22 protein-coding genes and 1 pseudogene are annotated in these 23012 nt (G+C 42.8%); 20 read left to right on the plus strand and 3 right to left on the minus strand.

Annotation, left to right across the window (positions count from 1 at the left end; genetic code table 11):
* The 16 genes and pseudogenes from B4H32_RS01090 to B4H32_RS01165 all read left to right on the plus strand — a co-directional run.
* A pseudogene (locus tag B4H32_RS01090) lies at positions 1–270 on the plus strand (NADH-quinone oxidoreductase subunit A); the annotation flags it as partial.
* A 6-nt stretch (positions 271–276) separates the two neighbouring features.
* On the plus strand, positions 277–954 hold the full coding sequence (locus B4H32_RS01095; protein WP_004638049.1) for a NuoB/complex I 20 kDa subunit family protein: 678 nt from the start codon (positions 277–279) through the stop codon (positions 952–954).
* 86 nt (positions 955–1040) lie between these two features.
* The gene (nuoC, locus tag B4H32_RS01100) at positions 1041–2828 is read left to right on the plus strand and encodes an NADH-quinone oxidoreductase subunit C/D (protein WP_286799339.1); all 1788 of its coding nucleotides are present in this window, start codon (positions 1041–1043) and stop codon (positions 2826–2828) included.
* A 12-nt stretch (positions 2829–2840) separates the two neighbouring features.
* Entirely contained in the window at positions 2841–3350 is a 510-nt protein-coding gene (gene nuoE, locus B4H32_RS01105; RefSeq protein ID WP_004675093.1) for an NADH-quinone oxidoreductase subunit NuoE, read from the plus strand.
* Entirely contained in the window at positions 3347–4672 is a 1326-nt protein-coding gene (gene nuoF / locus B4H32_RS01110) for an NADH-quinone oxidoreductase subunit NuoF (RefSeq protein ID WP_004757282.1), read from the plus strand. The genes nuoE and nuoF overlap by 4 nt, the downstream gene beginning before the upstream one ends.
* 11 nt (positions 4673–4683) lie before the next feature.
* A complete protein-coding gene (gene nuoG / locus B4H32_RS01115; RefSeq protein WP_286799341.1) occupies positions 4684–7368 on the plus strand; it encodes an NADH-quinone oxidoreductase subunit NuoG in 2685 nt (894 codons plus the stop codon).
* 3 nt (positions 7369–7371) lie between these two features.
* Positions 7372–8388, plus strand: coding sequence for an NADH-quinone oxidoreductase subunit NuoH (nuoH, locus tag B4H32_RS01120; protein WP_004663752.1), 1017 nt, complete (start codon positions 7372–7374; stop codon positions 8386–8388).
* 18 nt (positions 8389–8406) lie between these two features.
* A complete protein-coding gene (gene nuoI / locus B4H32_RS01125) occupies positions 8407–8949 on the plus strand; it encodes an NADH-quinone oxidoreductase subunit NuoI (RefSeq protein WP_004663751.1) in 543 nt (180 codons plus the stop codon).
* The gene (gene nuoJ / locus B4H32_RS01130) at positions 8949–9467 is read left to right on the plus strand and encodes an NADH-quinone oxidoreductase subunit J (protein ID WP_171055684.1); all 519 of its coding nucleotides are present in this window, start codon (positions 8949–8951) and stop codon (positions 9465–9467) included. Before nuoI ends, nuoJ begins: the two co-directional genes overlap by 1 nt.
* Complete coding sequence (gene nuoK / locus B4H32_RS01135) at positions 9467–9775, plus strand: NADH-quinone oxidoreductase subunit NuoK (RefSeq protein ID WP_004638057.1); 309 nt, start codon at positions 9467–9469, stop codon at positions 9773–9775. The genes nuoJ and nuoK overlap by 1 nt, the downstream gene beginning before the upstream one ends.
* The gene (nuoL, locus tag B4H32_RS01140) at positions 9772–11667 is read left to right on the plus strand and encodes an NADH-quinone oxidoreductase subunit L (RefSeq protein WP_004663747.1); all 1896 of its coding nucleotides are present in this window, start codon (positions 9772–9774) and stop codon (positions 11665–11667) included. The genes nuoK and nuoL overlap by 4 nt, the downstream gene beginning before the upstream one ends.
* Before the next feature lies 1 nt (position 11668).
* Positions 11669–13267: an NADH-quinone oxidoreductase subunit M gene (gene nuoM / locus B4H32_RS01145; protein ID WP_004682949.1), complete on the plus strand. Its 1599-nt coding sequence runs from the start codon at positions 11669–11671 to the stop codon at positions 13265–13267.
* 3 nt (positions 13268–13270) lie between these two features.
* Positions 13271–14767: an NADH-quinone oxidoreductase subunit NuoN gene (gene nuoN / locus B4H32_RS01150; protein WP_004682948.1), complete on the plus strand. Its 1497-nt coding sequence runs from the start codon at positions 13271–13273 to the stop codon at positions 14765–14767.
* A gap of 107 nt (positions 14768–14874) precedes the next feature.
* Entirely contained in the window at positions 14875–15510 is a 636-nt protein-coding gene (gene upp / locus B4H32_RS01155) for a uracil phosphoribosyltransferase (RefSeq protein WP_286799342.1), read from the plus strand.
* Between the two features lie 117 nt (positions 15511–15627).
* Positions 15628–15921: a cold shock domain-containing protein gene (locus B4H32_RS01160; RefSeq protein ID WP_004663739.1), complete on the plus strand. Its 294-nt coding sequence runs from the start codon at positions 15628–15630 to the stop codon at positions 15919–15921.
* A gap of 188 nt (positions 15922–16109) precedes the next feature.
* A complete protein-coding gene (locus tag B4H32_RS01165; RefSeq protein ID WP_004682946.1) occupies positions 16110–16787 on the plus strand; it encodes an excalibur calcium-binding domain-containing protein in 678 nt (225 codons plus the stop codon).
* A 13-nt stretch (positions 16788–16800) separates the two neighbouring features.
* On the opposite strand, the gene gigC is transcribed toward B4H32_RS01165, so the two are convergent.
* Entirely contained in the window at positions 16801–17685 is an 885-nt protein-coding gene (gene gigC, locus B4H32_RS01170; protein ID WP_286799343.1) for a LysR family transcriptional regulator GigC, read from the minus strand.
* A 90-nt stretch (positions 17686–17775) separates the two neighbouring features.
* On the opposite strand from gigC, the gene B4H32_RS01175 reads away from it, so the two are divergent.
* Positions 17776–18537 (plus strand): ferredoxin--NADP reductase, encoded by a 762-nt coding sequence (locus B4H32_RS01175; protein ID WP_004682945.1) that lies wholly within the window; start codon positions 17776–17778, stop codon positions 18535–18537.
* 22 nt (positions 18538–18559) lie between these two features.
* Here B4H32_RS01175 and B4H32_RS01180 read toward each other — a convergent pair whose 3' ends face one another.
* Positions 18560–18982: a hypothetical protein gene (locus tag B4H32_RS01180; RefSeq protein WP_004682944.1), complete on the minus strand. Its 423-nt coding sequence runs from the start codon at positions 18980–18982 to the stop codon at positions 18560–18562.
* A 207-nt stretch (positions 18983–19189) separates the two neighbouring features.
* Here B4H32_RS01180 and B4H32_RS01185 point away from each other — a divergent pair, with 207 nt between their 5' ends.
* The 3 genes from B4H32_RS01185 (at position 19190) to B4H32_RS01195 (ending at position 21649) form a co-directional block, all read left to right on the plus strand.
* Entirely contained in the window at positions 19190–19390 is a 201-nt protein-coding gene (locus tag B4H32_RS01185; protein WP_004761894.1) for a cell envelope integrity protein TolA, read from the plus strand.
* A gap of 228 nt (positions 19391–19618) precedes the next feature.
* Positions 19619–21247, plus strand: coding sequence for a mechanosensitive ion channel (locus B4H32_RS01190; RefSeq protein ID WP_286799347.1), 1629 nt, complete (start codon positions 19619–19621; stop codon positions 21245–21247).
* Between the two features lie 222 nt (positions 21248–21469).
* The gene (locus B4H32_RS01195; RefSeq protein WP_004675071.1) at positions 21470–21649 is read left to right on the plus strand and encodes a hypothetical protein; all 180 of its coding nucleotides are present in this window, start codon (positions 21470–21472) and stop codon (positions 21647–21649) included.
* A gap of 46 nt (positions 21650–21695) precedes the next feature.
* On the opposite strand, the gene B4H32_RS01200 is transcribed toward B4H32_RS01195, so the two are convergent.
* Positions 21696–22892, minus strand: a complete 1197-nt coding sequence (locus B4H32_RS01200) for an NAD(P)/FAD-dependent oxidoreductase (RefSeq protein ID WP_286799354.1) — start codon at positions 22890–22892, stop codon at positions 21696–21698.
* Between the last annotated feature and the right edge of the window lie 120 nt (positions 22893–23012).

The raw sequence follows: 23012 nt of genomic DNA on the forward strand, positions 1-23012 counted from the left end.
TTTGCAGCTGCTGCAATTTTTATTTTGATTTTATTGATTGGTTTGATTTACGAACTTTCAACTGGTGGACTGAATTGGGCACCTTCGGATCGTCGTAAAGCAGCAGGGATCAAAACAAAAATTGGTTCACCAAATATGAATATTGCTGACATTACTCGATTCAATAATATTGAAGAGCTTGTTGTCGATCCTACTGGTCATATTCCAGCACAGTCTTCTGGTCGTGTTAAATCTAAAACACCGACTACATCATCATTTGAACAGGAGTAAGTCGGGATGAAATATACTTTAACCCGTGCGAATCCGGATGCCGATCAATATCCATTACAAGATCGTCAAATCGTCACTGATCCACTTGAGGAAGAAGTGAATAAAAGTGTGATGATGACACGTCTTGAAGATGTGTTGCATACCGCAGTCAACTGGGGACGTAAAAACTCATTATGGCCATTTAACTTTGGTACATCATGCTGCTACGTTGAATATGCAACAACTTTGACAGGCGTACATGACTTATCACGTTTTGGTGCTGAGGTGATTCGTGCTTCACCACGTCAAGCAGATTTAATGATTGTTGCAGGAACCTGTTTTGTCAAAATGGCACCTGTAATTCAACGTTTGTATGAACAAATGCTTGAGCCTAAATGGGTCATCTCTATGGGGGCCTGTGCGAACTCTGGTGGTATGTACGACATCTATTCTGTAGTACAAGGTGTCGATAAAATTATTCCTGTTGATGTGTACATCCCAGGTTGCCCACCTCGTCCAGAAGCATTGATCCAAGCATTGATGTTGCTTCAGGACCAAATTCAACTAGAGCGCCGGCCACTTTCAGCGGTGATTGGTGATGATCTTCAGCCTGTGTATAAGCCAAAGATGATGCCAGAACGCGATCGTAAAAATGCGGAACGTATTGCGGTGAAAAACTTACGCTCTATGGATGAAATTAAATAATTTGAACGATGAATTGTGATATGTCTGATATAGATGTGATCATCGGGAAAATTGCCAGAATTTGTATTAAATAGGAAGCCAAGCCAATGGCTGAAACTGACATTGCTATGCCAGAGTCAACGCAAGTTGATTCACGCCCAGCATTTGCAATCGTAGAAGACCTCAAAACCAAATTTGGTGAGAACTTCTATGTGCAGGCGACTTTTGAAGAGTTTCCAACAGTCTGGGTTGAGCGCGCACGCGTGCAAGAAGTCCTTATGTTCCTCCGTAAAGTGGAACGTCCTTATGTGATGTTGTTTGACTTATCTGCGGTTGATGAGCGTTTACGTGTTCACCGTGATGGTTTACCAGCATCAGACTTTACTGTGTTCTATCATTTGTTATCGCTTGAGCGTAATAGTGATATCCGTATCAAAGTTGCATTAAATGAAAGTGATTTAAGCATCCCAACCGCAACCAATATTTGGCCAAATGCCAACTGGTACGAGCGTGAAGCTTACGATATGTTTGGTATCGATTTCGCAGGGCATCCGATGCTCCGTCGTATCTTGCTGCCGACTTATTGGGAAGGTCATCCGTTGCGTAAAGAATATTCTGCGCGTGCGACAGAATATACGCCATATATGCAAGATCAAGCGAAACAAGATTTCGAACAAGAACACTTACGCTTTGTCCCTGAAGACTGGGGTCTAAAACGCGGTAACGCTGATGAAGACTTCATGTTCCTCAACTTAGGTCCTAACCACCCATCTGCACATGGTGCGTTCCGTGTCGTATTGCAATTGGACGGTGAAGAAGTGAAAGACTGTGTGCCTGATATTGGTTATCACCACCGTGGTGTGGAAAAGATGGCTGAACGTCAGACATGGCATTCATTTATTCCTTATACCGATCGTGTTGACTACTTAGGCGGTTGTGCGCAAAACATGCCTTATGTGATGGCGGTTGAACAGCTTGCTGGTATTAAAGTACCTGAGCGTGCGCAAGTCATTCGTGTGATGTTAAACGAATTATTCCGAATCAATAACCACTTATTATTCTGTGGTACAGCGATTCAGGATGCGGGTGGTATGACTCCTGTATTCTATATGTTCGCAGACCGTCAAAAAGTCTATGACATCGTTGAAGCGATCACGGGTTACCGTATGCATCCAGCATGGTTCCGTATCGGTGGTACGGCGCATGACCTTCCAAACAATTGGCAAAAGCTAGTTAAGGAATTGTTGGAGTGGATGCCGAAACGTTTGAACGAGTACTATACTGCGGCACTTAAAAACTCAGTATTTATCGGTCGTACCCGCAATGTTGCGCAATACGATGCTAAATCTGCGTTGGCTTGGGGTGTAACTGGTACGGGTTTACGTGCGACGGGTATTGATTTTGATGTTCGTAAATATCGTCCATACAGTGGTTATGAAAACTTCGACTTTGATATTCCTGTGGAATATGAAGGCGATGCATATGCACGTGTCCTGGTTCACTTCCGTGAAATTACTGAGTCGTTGAAAATTATTCAACAGTGCTTGGACAACATGCCATCTGGTCCTTATAAAGCGGATCATCCACTGGCTGTTCCACCACCGAAAGATAAGACATTACAAGATATTGAAACCTTGATTACGCACTTCTTGAGCGTGTCTTGGGGTCCTGTCATGCCTGCAGGTGAGTCATCATTTATGACTGAAGTGGTGAAAGGTGCGAGTACTTATTACTTGACTTCAGATAAGTCAACCATGAGTTACCGTACTCGTATTCGTACGCCGACCTTCACGCATTTGCAGCAAATGCCTTCTGTGATTAATGGCAGTTTGGTTTCTGACTTGATCATTTATTTGGCGACCATTGACGTGGTTATGGCTGACGTGGATCGCTAGGGGTAAACGATTATGATGATTTTGACTGATAAAAAACCTCGTGTGAATGTTGAAGGGATTTTGACCGCTGAAGAAATCCATGACATTGAACATCATATTGATCACTATCCATATCCACGTGCGGCATCATTGGATGCATTAAAATGCGTACAACGTCGTAATGGTTGGGTAGATGACGCTCAAATGAATGCGATTGCACAATTGTTGACAATCAGTGTGGCGGATTTAGAGGGTGTAGCAACGTTCTATAACCGTATTTATCGCCAACCTGTAGGTCGTCATGTGATTTTGTTATGTGACTCAATTGCATGTTTCTTGATGGGTGCAGAAACTTTAGCAGAAGCATTTCAGCGAGAGTTAGGCATCCAGTATGGACAAACCACAGCAGATGGTCGTTTCACCTTGCTCCCAATTTGCTGTTTAGGCAACTGTGATAAAGGTCCAACGTTAATGATTGATGAAGATACTCACGGTTTAGTGGATGTGTCATCAGTTAAACAGTTATTGGAGAAGTATGTATGAATACTGAACCAAAACCAATTTATGGCGACGGTAATCCAGAAACTCATCCACTCACTTGGCGTTTGAGTAAGCAAGATGCTGTACGCAATGCTGATGAATACGAAGCTTTAGAAGGTTATGCAGGCTTCAAAAAAGCGCTCAGCATGCCACCAAAAGATGTACTTGACGTGATTAAAGCTGCGACGGTTAAAGGTCGTGGTGGTGCAGGTTTCCCAGCTGGAATTAAATGGTCGTTGATGGCGCCAAATGATGGTGGTCCACGCTATTTAATTTGTAATGCTGATGAAATGGAACCAGGGACCTTTAAAGACCGTTTGTTGATGGAAAAACTTCCACATCAATTGATCGAAGGGATGTTGATTGCAGGTTATACCCTTGAAGCAACGCATGGTTATATCTTCATTCGTGGTGAATATATCGAAGCTGCTCAATACTTGAATGAAGCATTAGAGCAAGTTCGTGCCAAAGGTTACTTGGGTGAAAACATCCTCGGTACTGGTTGGAACTTTGAGATGTATGTTCACACGGGTGCAGGGCGTTATATCTGTGGTGAAGAAACTGCATTAATCAACTCGCTTGAAGGCCGTCGTGCCAATCCGCGTACCAAGCCACCATTTCCACAGGTGGCAGGGGCATGGGGTCGTCCAACGATTGTCAACAACGTTGAAACCTACAACAACCTGCCTGCAATTATGCTGCGTGGTCCTGAATGGTACATCAACCTGTCAGCGCACAAGTCCAAAGACCCAGGCACCAAGATTTATGGTGCGTCAGGCAAGGTCAAGTTCCCAGGTCTTTGGGAATTGCCATTTGGTACAACTGCGCGTGAAGTGATTGAAGACCATGCAGGTGGTATGCGTGATGGCTTGAAGCTGAAAGCATGGTTGCCAGGTGGTGCGTCAACTGACTTTCTGGCTGCCGAGCATATTGACTTGCCAATGGACGCTGAAAGCATCATGAAAGCAGGTTCACGTTTAGGAACCTGTTTGTTGATGGTGGTTGATGAAACCCAATGTATGGTCTCTGCAACGCGTAACTTAGAAGAGTTCTTTGCACGTGAATCATGTGGTTTCTGTACACCGTGCCGTGATGGTTTACCTTGGGCAGTCAAAGCGCTGAAAGCACTCGAAACAGGTACAGGTAAGAAAGAAGATATCGATCATTTACAAGAACTGACTCGTAAATTATGGATTGGTAAAACTTTCTGTGCTCACGCACCAGGTGCGATGGAGCCGCTTATGGGCGCATTAAAATATTTCCGCCATGAGTTTGAAGCAAAGGTTAAAACCCATGCTGCTGCTCTTGACGTAGAACAAGCTTAAGGAATTCGACTATGGCTACAATTCATGTCGATGGAAAATCGTATGAAGTCAATGGCTCTGAAAACTTGCTGCAAGCATGTCTCAGCCTTGGTATCGACATCCCGTATTTTTGTTGGCACCCATCCTTAGGTTCTGTTGGTTCTTGTCGTCAATGTGCTGTTACGCAATATAATAATGCGGAAGATACACGTGGGCGCTTAGTCATGTCTTGTATGACACCAGCTGCTGACAATACCTTTATTTCCATTGAAGACAAAGAAGCAACGGATTTTCGTGCATCAATCGTTGAATTCTTGATGACCAATCACCCACATGACTGTCCAGTCTGTGAAGAAGGTGGTCACTGTCATTTACAAGATATGACGGTGATGACACAACACGATCGTCGTCGCTATCGCTTCACGAAGCGTACCCATCATAATCAAGAGTTGGGTTCGTTTATTGCACACGAAATGAACCGCTGTATCGCGTGCTATCGTTGTGTGCGTTACTACAAAGATTATGCGGGTGGTACCGACTTTGGTGTTTATGCGAATGCATCACGTGTTTATTTCGGTCGTCCAGAATCAGGAACTTTAGAGTCTGAATTTTCTGGTAATTTGACTGAAGTCTGTCCGACTGGTGTATTTACTGATAAGACTCATTCAGCACGTTATAACCGTAAGTGGGACATGCAATATGCACCAAGCGTATGCCAAGGCTGTTCTTCAGGCTGTAACATCTCACCAGGTGAGCGTTATGGCGAAATCCGTCGTGTTGAAAACCGTTTCAATGGTTCAGTCAATCAATACTTCTTGTGTGATAAAGGTCGTTTCGGTACAGGTTATGTGAATCGTGCAGATCGTCCACGTCAACCACAGTTCCGTAATGGTGACACTGTTACAACCGTGAGTGTGGATCAAGCACTTGATCAAGTCATTGCTCAACTAAAAGGCAAAAAAGTATTAGGTATTGGTTCACCACGCGCAAGCTTGGAATCAAACTATGTGCTACGTCAATTGGTTGGACAAGACAACTATTCAACTGGATTGTCTCAAAAAGAGCAAAATCTGGTTGAATTGGCTGCTTCAATCATGCAAACACAGGGTATTTACAACCCGAATATGCGTGAAATTGAAAGTTACGATGCGGTGTTGATCTTGGGTGAAGACTTAACTCAAACTGCGCCACGTATGGCTTTATCGGTTCGCCAAGCTGCGAAAAATAAAGCGAAAGAAATGGCTGCTAAAACGCGTACACCTGACTGGTTAGCAGAACCTGTACAACGTATTGGTCAAGAAGCGAAGTCACCGATTTATATCCTTGCTGCGACACAAACGCGTTTAGCGGATGTGGCAACAGGTGAAGTGGTTGCATCTCCAAATGATATTGCACGTTTAGGTTTTGCGGTTGCTGCTGCTGTAAAAGGTGAAACAGTATCTGGTCTTGACGATGATGCAAAAGCATTTGCACAAACCATTGCTGACACTTTAAAAGCGGCGAAAAAACCATTGATTATCTCTGGTACAAGCTTGCAAGACTCAGCGATTATGGAAGCTGCTGCACAAGTTGCACAGAATCTTGGTGAAAATGCTGGTTTATCTTTGACGGTTCCTGAAGTGAACTCAATGGGTCTAGCATTATTCGGTGGTTTAAGCTTAGAACAGGCATTTGCTCAAGAGTATGATGCTGTTGTTGTGGTTGAAAATGACTTAACTCGTCGTTTACCAGTTGCACAAGTCAAAGCTGCACTTGAGAAAGCTGAGGCTGTAATTGTATTGGATCATAGTGAAACAGAAACTCTGAAACTAGCAGATATCGTTCTTTCTGCTGCAAGTTTTGCTGAAGGTGATGGCACTGTAGTGAGTCAAGAAGGCCGTGCACAACGTTTCTATCAAGTGTATGACCCAAGCTACTACAAGCCTGAATATGCGATCAAAGAATCATGGCGTTGGTTACATGCTGTTGAGACAGGTCTTAAAGGTAAAGCAGTCGATTGGACATTGCTTGATGATGTAATTGATGACATCGTGAAGAATGTACCAGTACTTGAAGCGATTCAAGATGTTGCACCAGATGCAGGTTATCGTGTTCATGGTTTGAAAATTGCACGTGAGCCACGTCGTTACTCAGGTCGTACTGCAATGCGTGCACCATTATCTGTTCATGAACCTAAACAGCCAACTGATCTAGATTCAGCATTAACGTTCTCGATGGAAGGTTATGTCGGTAATCAGACAGCTTCTTCGCTAGTACCTTTCGCATGGGCTGCCGGTTGGAACTCGCCACAAGCTTGGAATAAATACCAAGATGAAGTGGGTGGTCACTTAAAAGGCGGTGATTCAGGTGTGCGTCTATTTGATCGTTTAGCTAAACGTCCTGCACGTAGCTATGTTGCACCGACTGCCGTGGTTGTGAATCCTGAAAGCTTCCGTCTTGTGCCAATGCACCATATCTTTGGTTCAGGTGAATTCACCATTAAAACACCAGCAATGGAATCACGTATTCCTGAAGCGATGTTTGCCGTGGGTGAACAAGATGCGACGCGCTTAAATGTTCAAGATGGTCAACGTATTACCGTGAAAGCAGGCGAAACGAGCATCAGCTTACCTGTACAGGTCATCGAATATTTACCAACAGGCTATATTGGTTATCCAATTGGTCTAGCACCAACCGTTTCATTGGCAGAGCCTGTGTCTGTGGCAGTAGGAGTGTAATTCATGAATCAAGAAATTATACGTCAAACGCCACTTTGGGCTGAGAACTGGCCAATCGCTTATTCAGTGATTCAAGCAGTTGTGATCCTGTTGGTGGTGGTTTTGGTTGCTGCGTTAATGTCATTTATTGAGCGTCGTCTCCTGGCATTATGGCAAGACCGTTATGGTCCAAACCGTGTTGGCCCAGGTGGTATGTTCCAGATCGTTGCCGACATGCTCAAGATCATGTTTAAAGAAGACTGGACACCAAAGTTTGCCGACAAGCTGACTTTTCGTTTAGCACCAGCAGTTGCCATGGCAACTGCGGTACTTTCGTTTATGGTCATCCCAGTAAGTCCTACACTGGGCGTTGCGGATATGAGTATCGGTCTATTGTTCTTTATGGCAATGGCAGGTATCGCAGTTTATGCAGTGCTATTTGGTGGTTGGGCGTCTAACAACAAATACTCATTACTCGGTGGTCTTCGTTCTGCTGCTCAAACTATTTCTTATGAAGTGTTCTTGGGTATCTCATTGATGGGTGTAGTTGCGATTGCAGGCTCATTCAACCTACGTGAAATCGTTGAAGCTCAACGTGATGTTTGGTTTGTTATTCCACAATTCATTGGTTTCATTATCTTTGTTATTGCTGGTGTTGCAGTGACGCATCGTCATCCATTTGACCAACCAGAAGCTGAGCAAGAATTGGCGGAAGGTTATCACGTTGAATATGGTGGGATGAAGTGGGGGATGTTCTTCGTTGCGGAATATGTGAACGTGGTTTTAATCTCTGCACTGATCGTAACGTTATTCTTCGGCGGATGGCTTGCACCATTTAACTTAGAAATTCCATTTGTTCCACCCGTTTTTTGGTTCGTGATTAAAACAGCATTCTTTGTAATGATGTTTGTATTGGCGCGTGGTTCTTTAATGCGTCCACGTTATGACCAAGTGATGAATTTTGGTTGGAAAGTTTGTTTGCCATTGGCGTTGGTCAACTTGTTAGTGACTGGTGCTGTGATTCTGATGAATCAGGCCTAGGACAGCAGGGAGTACAAAATGTATAAAATTCTAGCTGGATTTGGATCGATTGTCCGTTCGTTGTGGATGGTGTTTAGCCATGTAACACGTAAACGTGACACGATTTTATATCCAGAAGTACCAGCTGAACAAATTGTGCCTCCACGCTTTCGTGGTCGTATCATCTTGACGCGTGATCCAGATGGTGAAGAGCGTTGTGTGGCATGTAACCTGTGTGCGGTTGCATGTCCTGTTGGCTGTATTTCATTACAAAAAGCGGAAAAAGAAGATGGACGTTGGTATCCAGAATTTTTCCGTATTAACTTTTCACGCTGCATTTTCTGCGGTATGTGTGAAGAAGCTTGTCCTACAACTGCAATTCAGATGACTCCAGATTTTGAACTTGCTGAATATGTACGCCAAGACTTGGTTTATGAAAAAGAAAACTTATTGATTTCTGGCCCAGGCAAATATCCTGACTATAACTTCTACCGTGTCACTGGTATGGCAGTAAATGGTAAGGAAAAAGGTCAAGCACAAAAAGAAAGTGCACCAGTTGATGTACGGAGCTTATTACCATGATGTGGCCATTTTATTTGATGGCACTTGTGGCCATCGTATCGACAATTCGTGTTGTGACAAATGCGAATCCCGTACATGCTCTTTTAAGTTTAATCGTTTCTTTACTTGCTGTTGCTGGTATTTTCATGATCGTAGGTGCGCCTTTTGCGGGTGCACTTGAGATTATTGTTTATGCTGGTGCAATCATGGTGTTGTTCGTCTTCGTGGTCATGATGTTGAACCTTGGACAAGATACCATTGAACAAGAACGTAAATGGTTAACCTCTGATGCATGGGCATATCCTGCATTAATGAGTTTCTTATTGGGCTTGGTTCTGGTTTGGATGTTGGGTGGAGAATACACCACGATTTCTGCACCATTAGGTACAGAAATTGTAGGTCCTAAAGCAGTCGGTCAAGCATTATTTACGCATTATCTATTATTGGTAGAAGTTGCCGCGATGTTATTGCTTGCAGCCTTAGTTGCTGCATATCACCTTGGCAAACGTGAACCAAGTGCAGAAGAGGATAAAGAATAATGGGACACATCCCTTTAGAACATGGTTTGATTGTTGCAACCATCCTTTTTGCACTCGGTTTTTACGGTGTAATGGTGCGACGCAACCTATTATTTATGCTAATGAGCCTTGAAGTCATGATGAATGCTGCTGCATTGGCATTTGTTTTGGCAGGTAGTGTTTGGGCTCAACCAGATGGACAAGTGATGTTCATTTTGATCCTAACGCTTGCTGCTGCCGAGGCGTGTATTGGTCTTGCGATCGTCCTTCAGTTTTATCATCGCTTCCATCACTTGGATGTGGATGCTGCTAGTGAGATGCGCGGATGAGTACATTATATTTAACCGTTTTATTCCCGCTCATTGGTTTTATCCTGTTAGCGGCAGGGCGTAACAAACTGTCTGAAAATGTCGCTGCCATTATTGGTGTCGGTTCAGTGGGTTTATCTGCCTTATTTGCTTTAATCGCAGGCCTTGCATTTACTAGCAGTGGCCAAACTGTTTTTGTTCAACACTTATGGACGTGGTTCAGTGTTGGCGGTTTTGAGCCAGGCATCAGCTTGCACCTCGATGGTTTGTCATTATTGATGACAGGTATGATCACAGGTGTTGGTTTCCTGATTCACATCTTTGCATCATGGTATATGCGTGGTGAAGAAGATTACGCACGTTTCTTCTCTTATTTCAACCTGTTCGTTGCCAGCATGTTGTTGTTGGTACTCGGCGATAACTTGGCGTTATTGTTCTTGGGTTGGGAAGGCGTAGGTCTGTGTTCATACCTCTTGATTGGTTTCTACTACTCAAACCCTGCAAATGGTTGGGCAGCAATCAAAGCATTCACCGTAACCCGTGTGGGTGATGTTTTCTTACTCATCGCATTGTTCTTGCTCTATCAACAGTTTGGTACGTTGAATACACAGTACATTGTTGAGCATGCAGCGACTGTGATGACGCAAAGCTCATCATTGTCGATTTGGACAGCATTGATGTTGTTCTTAGGTGCAGCAGGTAAATCAGCGCAAATTCCATTACAAACTTGGTTAGCTGATGCGATGGCTGGTCCTACGCCAGTATCTGCATTGATCCACGCTGCAACGATGGTGACAGCGGGTGTGTACTTATGTTGCCGTATGTTCTCTGTGATGGAAATGGCACCAGAAGTAATGCAGTTCATCTCGATTACAGGTGCAGTAACCTTACTTGTAGCTGGTTTTGCCGCATTGGTTCAAACCGATATCAAACGTATTTTGGCTTACTCAACTATGAGTCAGCTCGGTTATATGTTTATGGCGGTGGGTGCTGAGGCGTATCAAGCTGGTTTGTTCCATATGCTTGCTCACGCATTCTTCAAAGCGTTATTGTTCCTTTCTTCGGGTGCCGTAATTCTTGCATGTCATCACGAACAAAACATTTTCAAAATGGGTGGATTACGTAAAAAGATTCCATTTGTATTCTGGTGTTTCGTCATCGGTGGTGGTGCGTTAGCTGCACTTCCAATCGTAACAGTTGGCTTCTTCTCTAAAGATGCCATCTTAGGTGCAGTATATGCACAGTCTACGATCGCAAACCTTCCACTTTATAATACGTTGTATTGGGTGGGTGTAGCGGGTGCATTCTTAACGTCTATCTATACGTTCCGTTTAATCTGGGTGGTATTCTTTGGCGAAGAAAAAACCCATGCACATGCCATTCATGGTGTGACTTACTGGGCACCGCTTGCAATTCTTGCGACCTTATCAACAGGTGTTGGTTATTTCTTGCAAGCACCTGTTGCAAAATTATTGACTGCTGCAAGTATTCCAAGCTTTGTTGTTCCTGAAGCTTTAGAAGAAGCGGTTGCACATGCAGAACATTTAGCAAGTGGTGTTGCCCTTGTTGGTTTGGTTGTTGGTATTTTCTTATTTGCCTTTGCGTATGGTGCGGTTAAATCATTTGCTCAAACATCTTTGGGTTCTGGTTTAGCACATATTTGCCGTACCGCATTTGGTTTTGATGCTTTGTATGACATCGTTTTTGTAAAACCATATTTATTGATTGCGAAAATCTTAGGTCGTGATCCAATTGATGGTTTATGGTTAGTGCTACCTGCACTTGTGAAAGGTGGGAATAGCTTTACAAGTTCGCGTCAAACAGGTTCATTGCGTGAATACGCATCAAGTATGTCACTCGGTGTAGTGGTATTATTGATGATCTTGATCGTGATTCAGGTTGTGGGGAAATAAAATGGAAAATAATTTAATTTTACCCGCACTGATTTTAGTTCCTTTCATTGCTGGTTTTATTTGTTGGTTGGTTGATAAATTTGACCAACATTTGCCACGCTGGATTGCCTTGATTGGTATGCTCATTACCTTTGGTTTGGGTATTGCACTATGGCAAACTGGTACATATAGCTATGAGTTGGGCGGAAAGGTTCCAACCTGGGCAGCTGAATTCCATCTTCCATGGATTCAGACTTTAGGGATTAGTATTCACTTGGCTGTGGATGGCTTATCTTTACTCATGGTTTTACTGACTGCATTACTAGGTGTGATTGCTGTTGGTTGTTCATGGGGTGAAATTCAAAAGAATGTTGGTTTCTTCCACTTAAACCTCCTTTGGAGTTTAGGTGGGGTCATCGGTGTATTCCTTGCAATTGACTTATTCTTGTTCTTCTTCTTCTGGGAGATGATGCTTGTACCAGTCTATTTCTTGATTGCGTTATGGGGACATTCAGGTTCGAATGGTCGTTCACGTGTTTACGCTGCAACCAAGTTCTTCCTGTATACGCAAATTGCTGGCTTGATCATGTTGATCGGTATCTTAGGCTTGGTGGTCTATGGATACATGATGACAGGTATGATTGGTTTCGATTACAACTATTTATTGGCTGTTGCGAACCACTTGCCGCCTGAAGTTGCCTATGCATTCATGCTGTGTTTCTTCATTGGTTTTGCGGTGAAATTACCAGTATTCCCATTACACGGTTGGTTACCTGATGCGCATGCACAAGCACCAACAGCGGGTTCTGTGGACTTGGCGGGTATTTTGATTAAAACCGCAGCGTATGGTCTGCTTCGTTTTGTGATTCCATTCTTCCCAGCAGCATCAGCACAGTTTGCTGATATTGCAATCATTTTGGGTCTGATTGGTATTTTCTACGGTGCATTCTTAGCCTACCAACAAACAGACATGAAACGTCTGCTTGCGTATACGTCTATTTCACACATGGGTTTCATTTTACTTGCAATCTATGCAGGTAATATTCTGACTTTCCAAGGTCTGATGATCATGATGTTGGCACATGGCTTGTCATCTGCTGCATTGTTCATTATGTCTGGTCAGGTCTATGAACGTTTACATACCCGTGATTTACGTTTAATGGGTGGTCTTCGTGGCCAACTGCAATACTTGCCATTCTTCCTGATGTTCTTTGTTGCAGCGCTTGTCGGTGTACCAGGTCTAGGTAACTTTATTGGTGAATTCCTGATTCTTATGGGTTCATTTAAAGCTTTTCCAGCCTTTACCATCATTGCTGCAGTAAGTTTAGTATTTGCAGGTCTTTACGGTCTGATTCTGATTCACAAAGCACTTTTCGGCGAACCAAATGCTGAACAAAAGCAACACTATACGAGCCCACTGAAAGATTTGTCATTACGTGAAGTGAGCATTTTGATGATCTGTGTGATTGGTTTACTTTGGTTAGGACTTTACCCACAGACATTCTTGGATATGTCACATTCAAGTATGCAGTGGTTAGTCAATAGTTATATGCCAGTACAAGAAGTTGTCGAAACTGTTCAACAGACTGCGACTCAACTTGAACAAGTGGAGATGCGATAAACCATGAACTTCACACTTTCTTTTTCTGAGCTTATGCCACTTGCCCCAGCGATGATTGTGGCATTGACTGCAGTTGTTGTGATGTTATTGATTGCGATTAAACGTAATCATAATCTGATTGCAACAACGACAGTTGTGGGTCTAAACCTTTCTGTAATTCTAATTGCATATACCATGTTTAGCGGGCACTTTGTCCCTGCGAACGTGATGGGCATGTTTATGGTTGATTCATTTACCATGCTCTACCAATTCCTGATTTTGATTGCTGCTTTGGCTTGTAGCACACTTTCACATGCCTACATTGAAACGTATAAAGATAATCGTGAAGAACTTTATATCTTGTTACTTTGTTCTGTAGCAGGTGCAATGCTATTGGTTGCAAGTTCTCATTACGCTGCTTTCTTCATTAGCTTAGAGTTAATGTCAATTCCTGTGTATGGTATGTTGGCTTACACGCATCAACGTAGCCAATCTTTAGAAGCGGGAATTAAGTATCTTGTACTCTCAGCAACTGCATCTGCGATGTTGTTGATGGGTATGGCATATATCTATGCGTATACAGGTTCATTGTCATTCTATGATTCTGTTCAAACTTTGATGACTGCGATCAAGCAACCAATGGTGCTATTAGGTCTAGGTCTCATTATCTTTGCTGTTGCATTTAAGCTTTCACTTGCACCATTCCATAAATGGACGCCTGATGTGTATGCGGGTGCACCAGCACCTATGGCGACATTCCTGGCAACGGCTGCCAAAGTTGCAACGATTGGTTTATTTGTACGTTACTTATTAAGTTCTGGTGCAATCTTAGTTGAACCAATAGTGACTGTTTTGACAGTTATTGCTGTGTTATCAATTTTGGTCGGTAACTTACTTGCAGTACGTCAAGTTAACTTAAAACGCATCCTTGGTTATTCATCAATTGCACACTTTGGTTATTTGTTGATTGCTTTGATTAGTATGACGTATGCAAGTTTAGGCAGTGTAACGGTTTATGTGATTACTTATGTATTTACAACAATCGGTGCATTTGGTGCAGTTGCGTTAATGTCTAGTCCATATAACAACGTTGATGAAGCACAAAGTCTTGCAGACTACCGTGGTTTGTTCTGGCGTCGTCCGATCTTGACTGCAACATTGACCGTGATGATGTTGTCATTAGCAGGGATTCCATTAACTGCAGGTTTTATTGGTAAATTCCTTGTGATAATGGCTGCTGTAACAACTCAACATTGGTTCTTAGCTGCAATGGTCGTTGTAGGAAGTGGTATAGGCTTATACTACTACTTACGTGTCATGGTGGTGATGTATATGACACCGCCAGATGTTCCACGTATTGATGCTGATGCACATTGGGGAACCAAGGTCGGTGGTATCATGGTACTCGGTGCCGCATTACTTGTACTAATTCTGGGCATCTATCCAGACCCAATGATCAATTTGGCATTGAAATCAGAGATTCTTTCTCCATTACATTTCATGTTATCTCAGCAACAATAATGATTTGATTTGTACAAAAAAGCCTCCAAAAATTGGGGGCTTTTTTATTGAAGAGTAAAAAAACGCTTTATAATAGGCAAAGATTAATATTAGTTAGGTACTTACTCGTGTCTATTCAGGAAATTCGCCATCCGTTGATTCGCCATAAACTTGGTCTGCTCCGTCGTTCAGACATCAGCACAAAGAACTTCCGTGAATTGGCGCAAGAAGTCACGATGCTACTGACTTATGAAGCGACTAAGGATCTACCTGTTGTGGATCATGTAATTGATGGTTGGGCAGGTAAAGTTTCGACTCAACGTATCGCAGGCAAGAAAATTACCATTGTTCCTATCTTGCGTGCTGGAATTGGCATGCTTGAAGGCGTACTGAACCTGATTCCAAGTGCCAAAGTGAGTGTATTGGGTTTAGAGCGTGATGAGGCGACTTTAGAGGTTCGTACTTACTATAAAAAATTAGTACCTGATGTTGCGAATCGCTTAGCGATGATTATTGATCCAATGCTGGCTACGGGTAATTCACTTATTGCCGCAATTGATGTGCTTAAAGCAAGTGGTTGTAAAGATATACGTGTTATGGTTTTGGTTGCTGCACCTGAAGGTGTTGCAAAAGTAGAAGCTACGCACCCTGATGTACGTATCTATACTGCATCGATTGACCAAGGTTTGAATGAGGATGGCTATATCGTTCCAGGCCTTGGTGATGCGGGTGATAAGATTTTTGGTAGTGTTCAAAAAGATTAATTTTTGAAAATATGCTTAAAAAAGAGACTTAATCCAACCGTACTGTTTTCAGGGGAGGATTTAAAGTCTCTTTTTTTATATACTGAAATACAGTACTTGCAAAATTAGGTGAATGTCATGAAAAAAGAATTTTATCAGGGAAAAGTTAAACAATATAATCCAGACAAAGGGTTTGGTTTTATTGCAACTGCTGAAGGCGAGATCTTTTTTCATATTTCAGATTTTCCTGCATCGGAAGGTGAGCCGAAACGAAATGAAAAAGTAAAATTTGTAGCCCTAGAAAATAATGGAAAATTTAAAGCAGTACAAATTGAACGAGTAGATCCGAATCCTGCAAAAACTAAAAAAAATAAAATATTGGCTCATAATGAATCGATTACATCAGAATTGTTATCAAACTTTCGGCGTTAGGAGAATGCATGATGAATCGCTCATCAGCAAATAAAAATACTAGCTTTGGCTTTATCGCTGTCCAACAGCGCAGCATTATTTTTTGTGATGATGTCAAATTTGATATATTACGTTGTGAATTTTTTAGGGTAATGTGATGCTAAAAACTGGAACAATTAAAAAATCTAATAAAGAGTGGGGTTTCCGTTATGCAAAGTGATATTGATATTGTAGTTACTCAAAGTAAGACTTTGGAAGCATTGCTAGAGCAAAAATTTGGTGCTACTGGGCGTGGGTTGCATGAAAAATTAAGTAGTATTGAATATCAGCTTGAAGCTGGGCTGGTGAAGAATATACGTTGGATAGCCACTATGCGTAATAAAGTGGTACATGAAAATTTCCAATTGACCAATCAAAATGACTTTTTAAGAAGTTGTCAGCGTGCTTTAGAGGGCTTACAAAACTCGCAGCATACAACGTCGGAACGTGTAAATTCCTCATCACGAAATTCATATAACACAACACCCAAACGTATCGTATCTCATTCAAGAAGAAAAACTAAACGAAAGAGTGAATCAGGTGGTTTTTTTGGGACAATCATTACAGTCATTATTTTTGGCATAATCGGCTATTTTGTGTATGGTTTTATTCAAGACTTTTTGCATCGTAATGAATTGACAAATCAACCTGTAATACAGGAAACCTTAAAAATAGCAAATACTCAAGCAGTAAGTAGCAATCCCAATCATTTTCAATGTGATGGGCGAACTCACTGTTCTCAAATGCGATCACTTGAAGAGGCACGTTGGTTTGTAAGAAATTGTCCAAATACACAAATGGATGGAAATAATGATGGTGAACCATGTGAAAATGATTCACGTTGGTAAAAAAAGATCAGGCTTAAACCTGATCTTCACAAAACTGCAAGAATGCCTTTAAACCAGGTCCCTGATACTTCTGACGATGTACCAGCATAAACAGGGGACGGGTGAGTTCCCAGAAAGGTGTATCCAGAATGACCAATTGACCTTTTTCTTGAAGCGGTTCAATCGCAAGCCGTGATACACAGGTTATCCCCAGACCATTGGCAACAATTTTCAGGATGGCTTCATTGTGACCTAGGGTAAGGCGAATGTTGGCATCAGGTAGGTCTTTTAATATAGCGTTGTCAAAGACTTCACGTGTGCCTGAACCCTCTTCACGTAAAATCCATTCAACCTCATGGAAATCTGCTGGTGTAATTGGGCGATCTAACTTTGCTAGAGGATGATCAGGCGCACAGCAAACTGCAAGCTCATCATCACGCCAATGGATGCACTGTAACTGGGGCAAATGGCATGAGCCCTCAATCAGAGCCAGATCAAGCTGAAACTGGTTTACCGCCTCAATCATTTGACGGGTATTGCCCACCTGTAACTGTAAATGTGCCTGTGGATGACGTTGTAAAAAATCTGCCATAAGGTCAGGCATCAGGTAGTCGCTTATAGTCAGGGTTGCACCTAGACGGAGATCGATACTTTGTAATTCACCCTTGGCGGCCTGTTCAAACGATTCGCAACGACCTAAAATTTCCAGGGCCTGCGGCAACAAAAAACGGCCCAGATCATTTAACTGCAAGCGCTTGCCCAAGCGGTCAAATAACGGTGCGCCAAGACCATCTTCCAAATCGGCCAGGGCCATGCTTGCCGCACTTTGGGTGAGTCGGACAGCATCACTCGCCTTGGTTACAGTTCCCTCTTGAGCGACCGCCACGAAAACAGCCAATTGGCGTAATGTCATGCGCATGTTAAAAGCCTTACCGTTCGAGTTTAAAAGTATTCATGAATTATCTGATCATGCTAACATGAGCTCACTGTTTCGTGCCACGTTCAAATCATGTCAATTGAAAAATTTAGCGTAGAAAAGGTTTTATCTGTACATCGCTGGGCCCACAATCTGTTTAGCTTCACCATGACCCGACCAGCGCATTTTAAATTTACTGCAGGGCAGTTTGCCCGTATTGGTTTAATGGTTGGTGATGAACTGGTGGTGCGTGCTTACTCAGTGGTGTCTTCGCCATTTGATGAAACGCTGGAATTCTTTTCAATTGTCGTTCCCGATGGGGCTTTTACCTCAAACCTGCAACATTTAAAGGTGGGTGATGAGCTGTATCTTGAAAAAATATCTTATGGCTATTTAACGCTGGCACGTTATCAGCAGCCTTTACCACAGGATTTATGGCTGTTGGCAACGGGAACGGGTTTGGCACCATTTTTATCAATGCTGCAAGACTTTGAGACCTGGAATAAATATCAACAAATCAATTTGGTCTACAGTGTTCGTACCGCATCCGAACTGGCCTATGTTGACCGTATTCAGGAAATCGCCAAGCTATTTGGTGAGGGGCATTCAGGCTTTAGATTTATTCCAATTATCACCCGTGATCCAAATGCGGCTTTACATGACCGTTTACCAGTTCTGATTGCAAATGGTGAGCTGGAAAAGGCGGCAGGATCAGAATTGAGTCCAGCAAGCAGCCATGTCATGTTGTGTGGCAATCCACAAATGGTGGAAGATACCAAGGAAGCATTAAAACAGCGTGGCTTGACCATGAACCGCCGTGGTGAGGGGAATATTGCGGTGGAGAATTATTGGTAATATTGGGTGGACTGGATATGTTTTAGTGTACGAACATATCCATAAATTCACGGATTTCCTGAATCGCGGTATCAACATCGGTGGTGAGCCATGTGGGTTCAAACAGTCCTGCATAGTGTTCCAGACGTTCCTGTGGAACAACAAGGCGAACAGGGCATTCTTCCTCAAGCAAACGCCACGGCAGAATCGGAACCTCATTGTCCAGAAAAGCCTGAACATCGCGGATATCCACAATCATCGCATTGATGCATTCAGGAAAAGGCATCACTGAAAGTTCTTCGGTACGGCGGCGGAAATATTCAAGATCGCCCCATTTCAGGGTATAGCTGGGTTTGTTGAACTCAATCAGTCCAATCAAATGCTCATCTCGTGTGTAATGTAGAAAACACTGATGGGTTACATCCGTATCTAGATCAAGTGAGACACTTTGCTGTTGGTAGGACATAAAGCAGAACATTTAGGAATTGAGGGCGCGTAGTATAGCCTATTTTTAGCGTTTTCTAAACCGCGTATATTTTAAACAATAAATAAGGAAGAAACAGTAGAGTTTTGCAACAGCAACAACGATAGTGCGAAGCTTTTTCACACAATGCAACATAAGCAGTTGCTAAGATAAAAGCCTGAGAAATAAAAATTATGAGGGCTAGCTATCATGCATGATTTTAGTAAGCCACAGCCTCATGTGGCAAGTCAGAAGGAAGTTGCAAAGAAAAGGAAATTACCCATTTACATATTGGTCATTGTGGGGATTTTCCTGATAGCACTTCTTATTTATATGGTTGCGGATCATTCAGCGAACCCAACTGCACAGGGAATGCTGTCTCATATGCAGTCGGTACTTTTGGATGTTTAGATCGTTTGTTTTTAGACCAAAACCTGTTGTATTGAAAAAGCTCATTGGTATGAATCAATGAGCTTTTTTGCAAAATTATGCGGACTTTTTGTTGTATTAGTGCAGTCGTTTGTTGATTGTAAAATAGACAGAAATTAAGGTTGAGACATCCATAATTTATGTTCTTGGTTATAGAGCGATCATGGGTGGTTTGATTAATTTTAAAACACAACATAAGGATAACAACACATGAATGAATATTTTACTGATCCCTCCCACAGAGGAGGATTCGATGCAATGTATTATTGGGACCAGTTTCACCCAATTTTAGCGGCAATTGTTATCTTACTTGTAGGTTGGATTATTGCATTGATTGTTGCTGCTGGCGTGAAAAAGTTACTCCAGAAACTGAACACCAATCATAGATTGTCTTCTGCCACTGGTCATAAACCAAATATTGAAAACCTGCTTTCCAAACTGGTTTTCTGGTTTGTGATTATCCTTGCCGTTGTCGGGGCATTGAATGTGCTGAACATCAGTGGCGTAAGTGATCCATTCAGTAATATGGTTAGTCGGGTTCTGGCCTTTATTCCAAACCTGCTGGCGGCCGTTGCAGTCGGTTTTATTGGCTGGATATTGGCAGGGCTGGTCAAGGCAGGACTAACCAATGTGCTTGCCAGAACGGAAATGGACGAGAAGCTCAGCAATGAGGTGGGTGTAGGCTCACTCAGCAGTAATATTGGTGAAATTTTCTACTGGCTGGTCTTGTTGCTGTTCCTGCCGATTGTGCTGTCTATTCTGGGGCTAACAGGCCTGTTGATTCCTGTACAGAATATGGTGAATGAGGCGGTTGCTTATTTGCCGAACCTGTTTATTGCGGGCGTCATCATTTTTGTGGGCTACATTTTGGCAAAAATTGTGCGTGGCATTGTCGAAGGGTTGAGTAACAGCCTTGGCTTACAGACACAGGCAGAAAAAATAGGTTTGTTTAAGAACTCCAATGTATCCAAATTTCTGGGTTCGTTTGTTTTTGCCATCATTATTATCACCGCCTTGATTGTGGCATTTGAGGCACTGGGTATAGAAGCAATTTCTCAACCTGCCACAGCAATGCTCAATCAAATCATGTATGCAATTCCACAAATTATTGCTGCTGGTCTGATCTTGATTGTGGCGTATGTAGTTTCCCGTTTTGTTGGACGTTTGGTGGCCGAACTGGTTTCAGGAGCGGGTGTTGATGAAATTCCAATGAAGCTGGATATGCAACGCTTCCTTGGAAAAACCCGTGTTTCAGATATCATCGGTTGCTTGATTGTGTTCTTTACCATGTTGTTTGCGGTTTCAGAGGCTGCTGACCGACTTGGATTGGAACAGATCAGTGTGCTGATTGCAATGTTTATCCAGTTTGGTGCCAGTATCCTGCTTGGTGCAGTAATCCTGGTTGTCGGTTTCTGGCTGGCCAATGTGGTTGCCAATGTGATTCAACGTGGTGAATACAATAGCTCACGCTGGTTGGGCAATCTGGTTCGTATTTTAATTATGGGCTTGGTGATTGCGATGGGATTAAGGGCAATGGGTATTGCTGACTCTATTGTGAACCTCGCATTTGGCTTAACCCTCGGTTCAGTTGCTGTCGCGTTTGCTCTGGCTTTTGGTCTAGGTGGTCGTCAACCTGCGGAACGTTTACTTAGTGATCTGTTGGATAAAGCAAAAACTGAGGCAAAACAGCCAAATCCGTTGCGTCAAAATGAGATGATGCCAAACAATCCAGTGAGTCCAGCAACTCCTGCGCCAGCCAATCCAGTGAATCCGATAGCGCCAACACCAATCAATCCAGAGAATCCAAAACCACCGACTCCTCCATATTCGGATGAATAGTAAAAATAATCTTTGATTTTTTTGGTCAATTCGACCACTCTAGGCAGGGTGGTCGTTTTGTTTGTATAGTGGCTAAAATCCCCTCATACTTCGTTATGAAACTTGCCAATAGATTTGCTATTACCTACGTTTCATGCCTAGTCTGATGAAATTTTAGCCTACAACGCAATTCATTTATAAAATATCAACCGCCCCAAAATAAAAAGTCTATAGGAGGATAAAATGAAGAGGCCAAATCGTGTATTCGCACCCATTATTATTGCAGGCATCACTGTAGGCTTTTTGGCCAGTGCGTATAAGTTTGTGGTTGCCAAGTCGGGTTCAGTGAAAGAGAAACCGATTGAAAATACTCAGCAGGCACTTTCCTCAGAGGCAGCAAACTCTTCAGATGAACGAAGTTAAAATATTTCAAGGGTAGTGCAAAACACTATTCTGTACTGCAAAACAGCTAGACAAACTGGGCTGCGGCTTGGGCAGATGACCATGCCCACTGGAAATTATATCCCCCTAGATGACCTGTCACATCGAGCACTTCACCAATAAAATACAAGCCTTTCTGTTTCTTGCTTTCCATTGTTTTTGACGATACTTCGCTGGTATCCACTCCTCCAAGCGTGACCTCGGCAGTACGATAACCCTCCGTTCCCGATGGCTTCACTGTAAATGCATGCAGTTGCGCTGCAATCTGTTCAAGTTGAAGATCGCTGATATTTCCAATCGCTGTCTCACTTAGCTCCGCCCAAATCAGTTGCTGTAGTTCCAGCACGATACTTTTTGCAGTGAATTCATTTAACAGGGTACGCAGTAATACCTTAGGCTGTGCTTTTTTCTTTTCCTTAAAAAATTGCACGAAATCCTGACCTGGAAAGAAATCAATGTTGAAGCTTTCCCCTACATGCCAGTAATTTGAAAGCTGCAATGAGCTTGGGCCACTTAAACCACGATGGGTAAATAGCAGGGCCTCGGTAAATTGATGGCGGTCATTGATTAAGGTGGCATCTAGGGCATTGCCGCTTAGTCGTGTCGTGACTTCCTTAAAATGGTCTGAAAAGGTAAAGGGGACCAGACCTGCACGGGTAGGGAAAACATGATGGCCAAACTGCTCTGCAAGTTCATAGCCAAATCCTGAACCGCCTAGGGTTGGAATGGATAAGCCACCTGTTGCTACAACCAGTGATTCACAATGATAAGTTCCTTGGCTGGTTTCAATGACAAAACCTGAATCAGTCTGGGATTTTACCTGCTGAACTTCGCAGTGGGTTTGAATTTTGACCTGTTTGGCCTTGTCACATTCTGAGAGTAACATTTCCAGAATTTCCTTGGCCCCGTTCAGGGTAAACAGTTGTCCGTGCTTGCGTTCTTCGTATTCAATGCCATATTCACAGACCAAGCCAATAAAGTCCCAGTTGGTATAACGGCTAAGGGCCGAAATCACGAAATGTGGATTTTCGGAAATATAGTTGGAGGGCTCAACATCCAGATTGGTAAAGTTGCATTTACCTCCCCCTGACATCAGAATTTTTTTACCGATCTTATTGGCCTTTTCCAGTACCACAACCGAACGCCCACGTTTGCCTGCTTCAGCAGCCAACATCAGGCCTGATGCACCCGCACCTAAAACAACAACATCAACCTGATGAACCATGAGTATTACTCGGTAGACGAAAAGCGGGCAATTATAAAAGATTTAAACAGCTTTTAGTATGTTTTGAGTTTCCCTTGCAACCCACCTGTATGAATGACCAGGATTCGAGTGTGGGCAGAG

Source organism: Acinetobacter sp. UBA2063 (assembly GCF_002333245.1).
In the GTDB taxonomy this organism is placed as follows: domain Bacteria; phylum Pseudomonadota; class Gammaproteobacteria; order Pseudomonadales; family Moraxellaceae; genus Acinetobacter; species Acinetobacter parvus.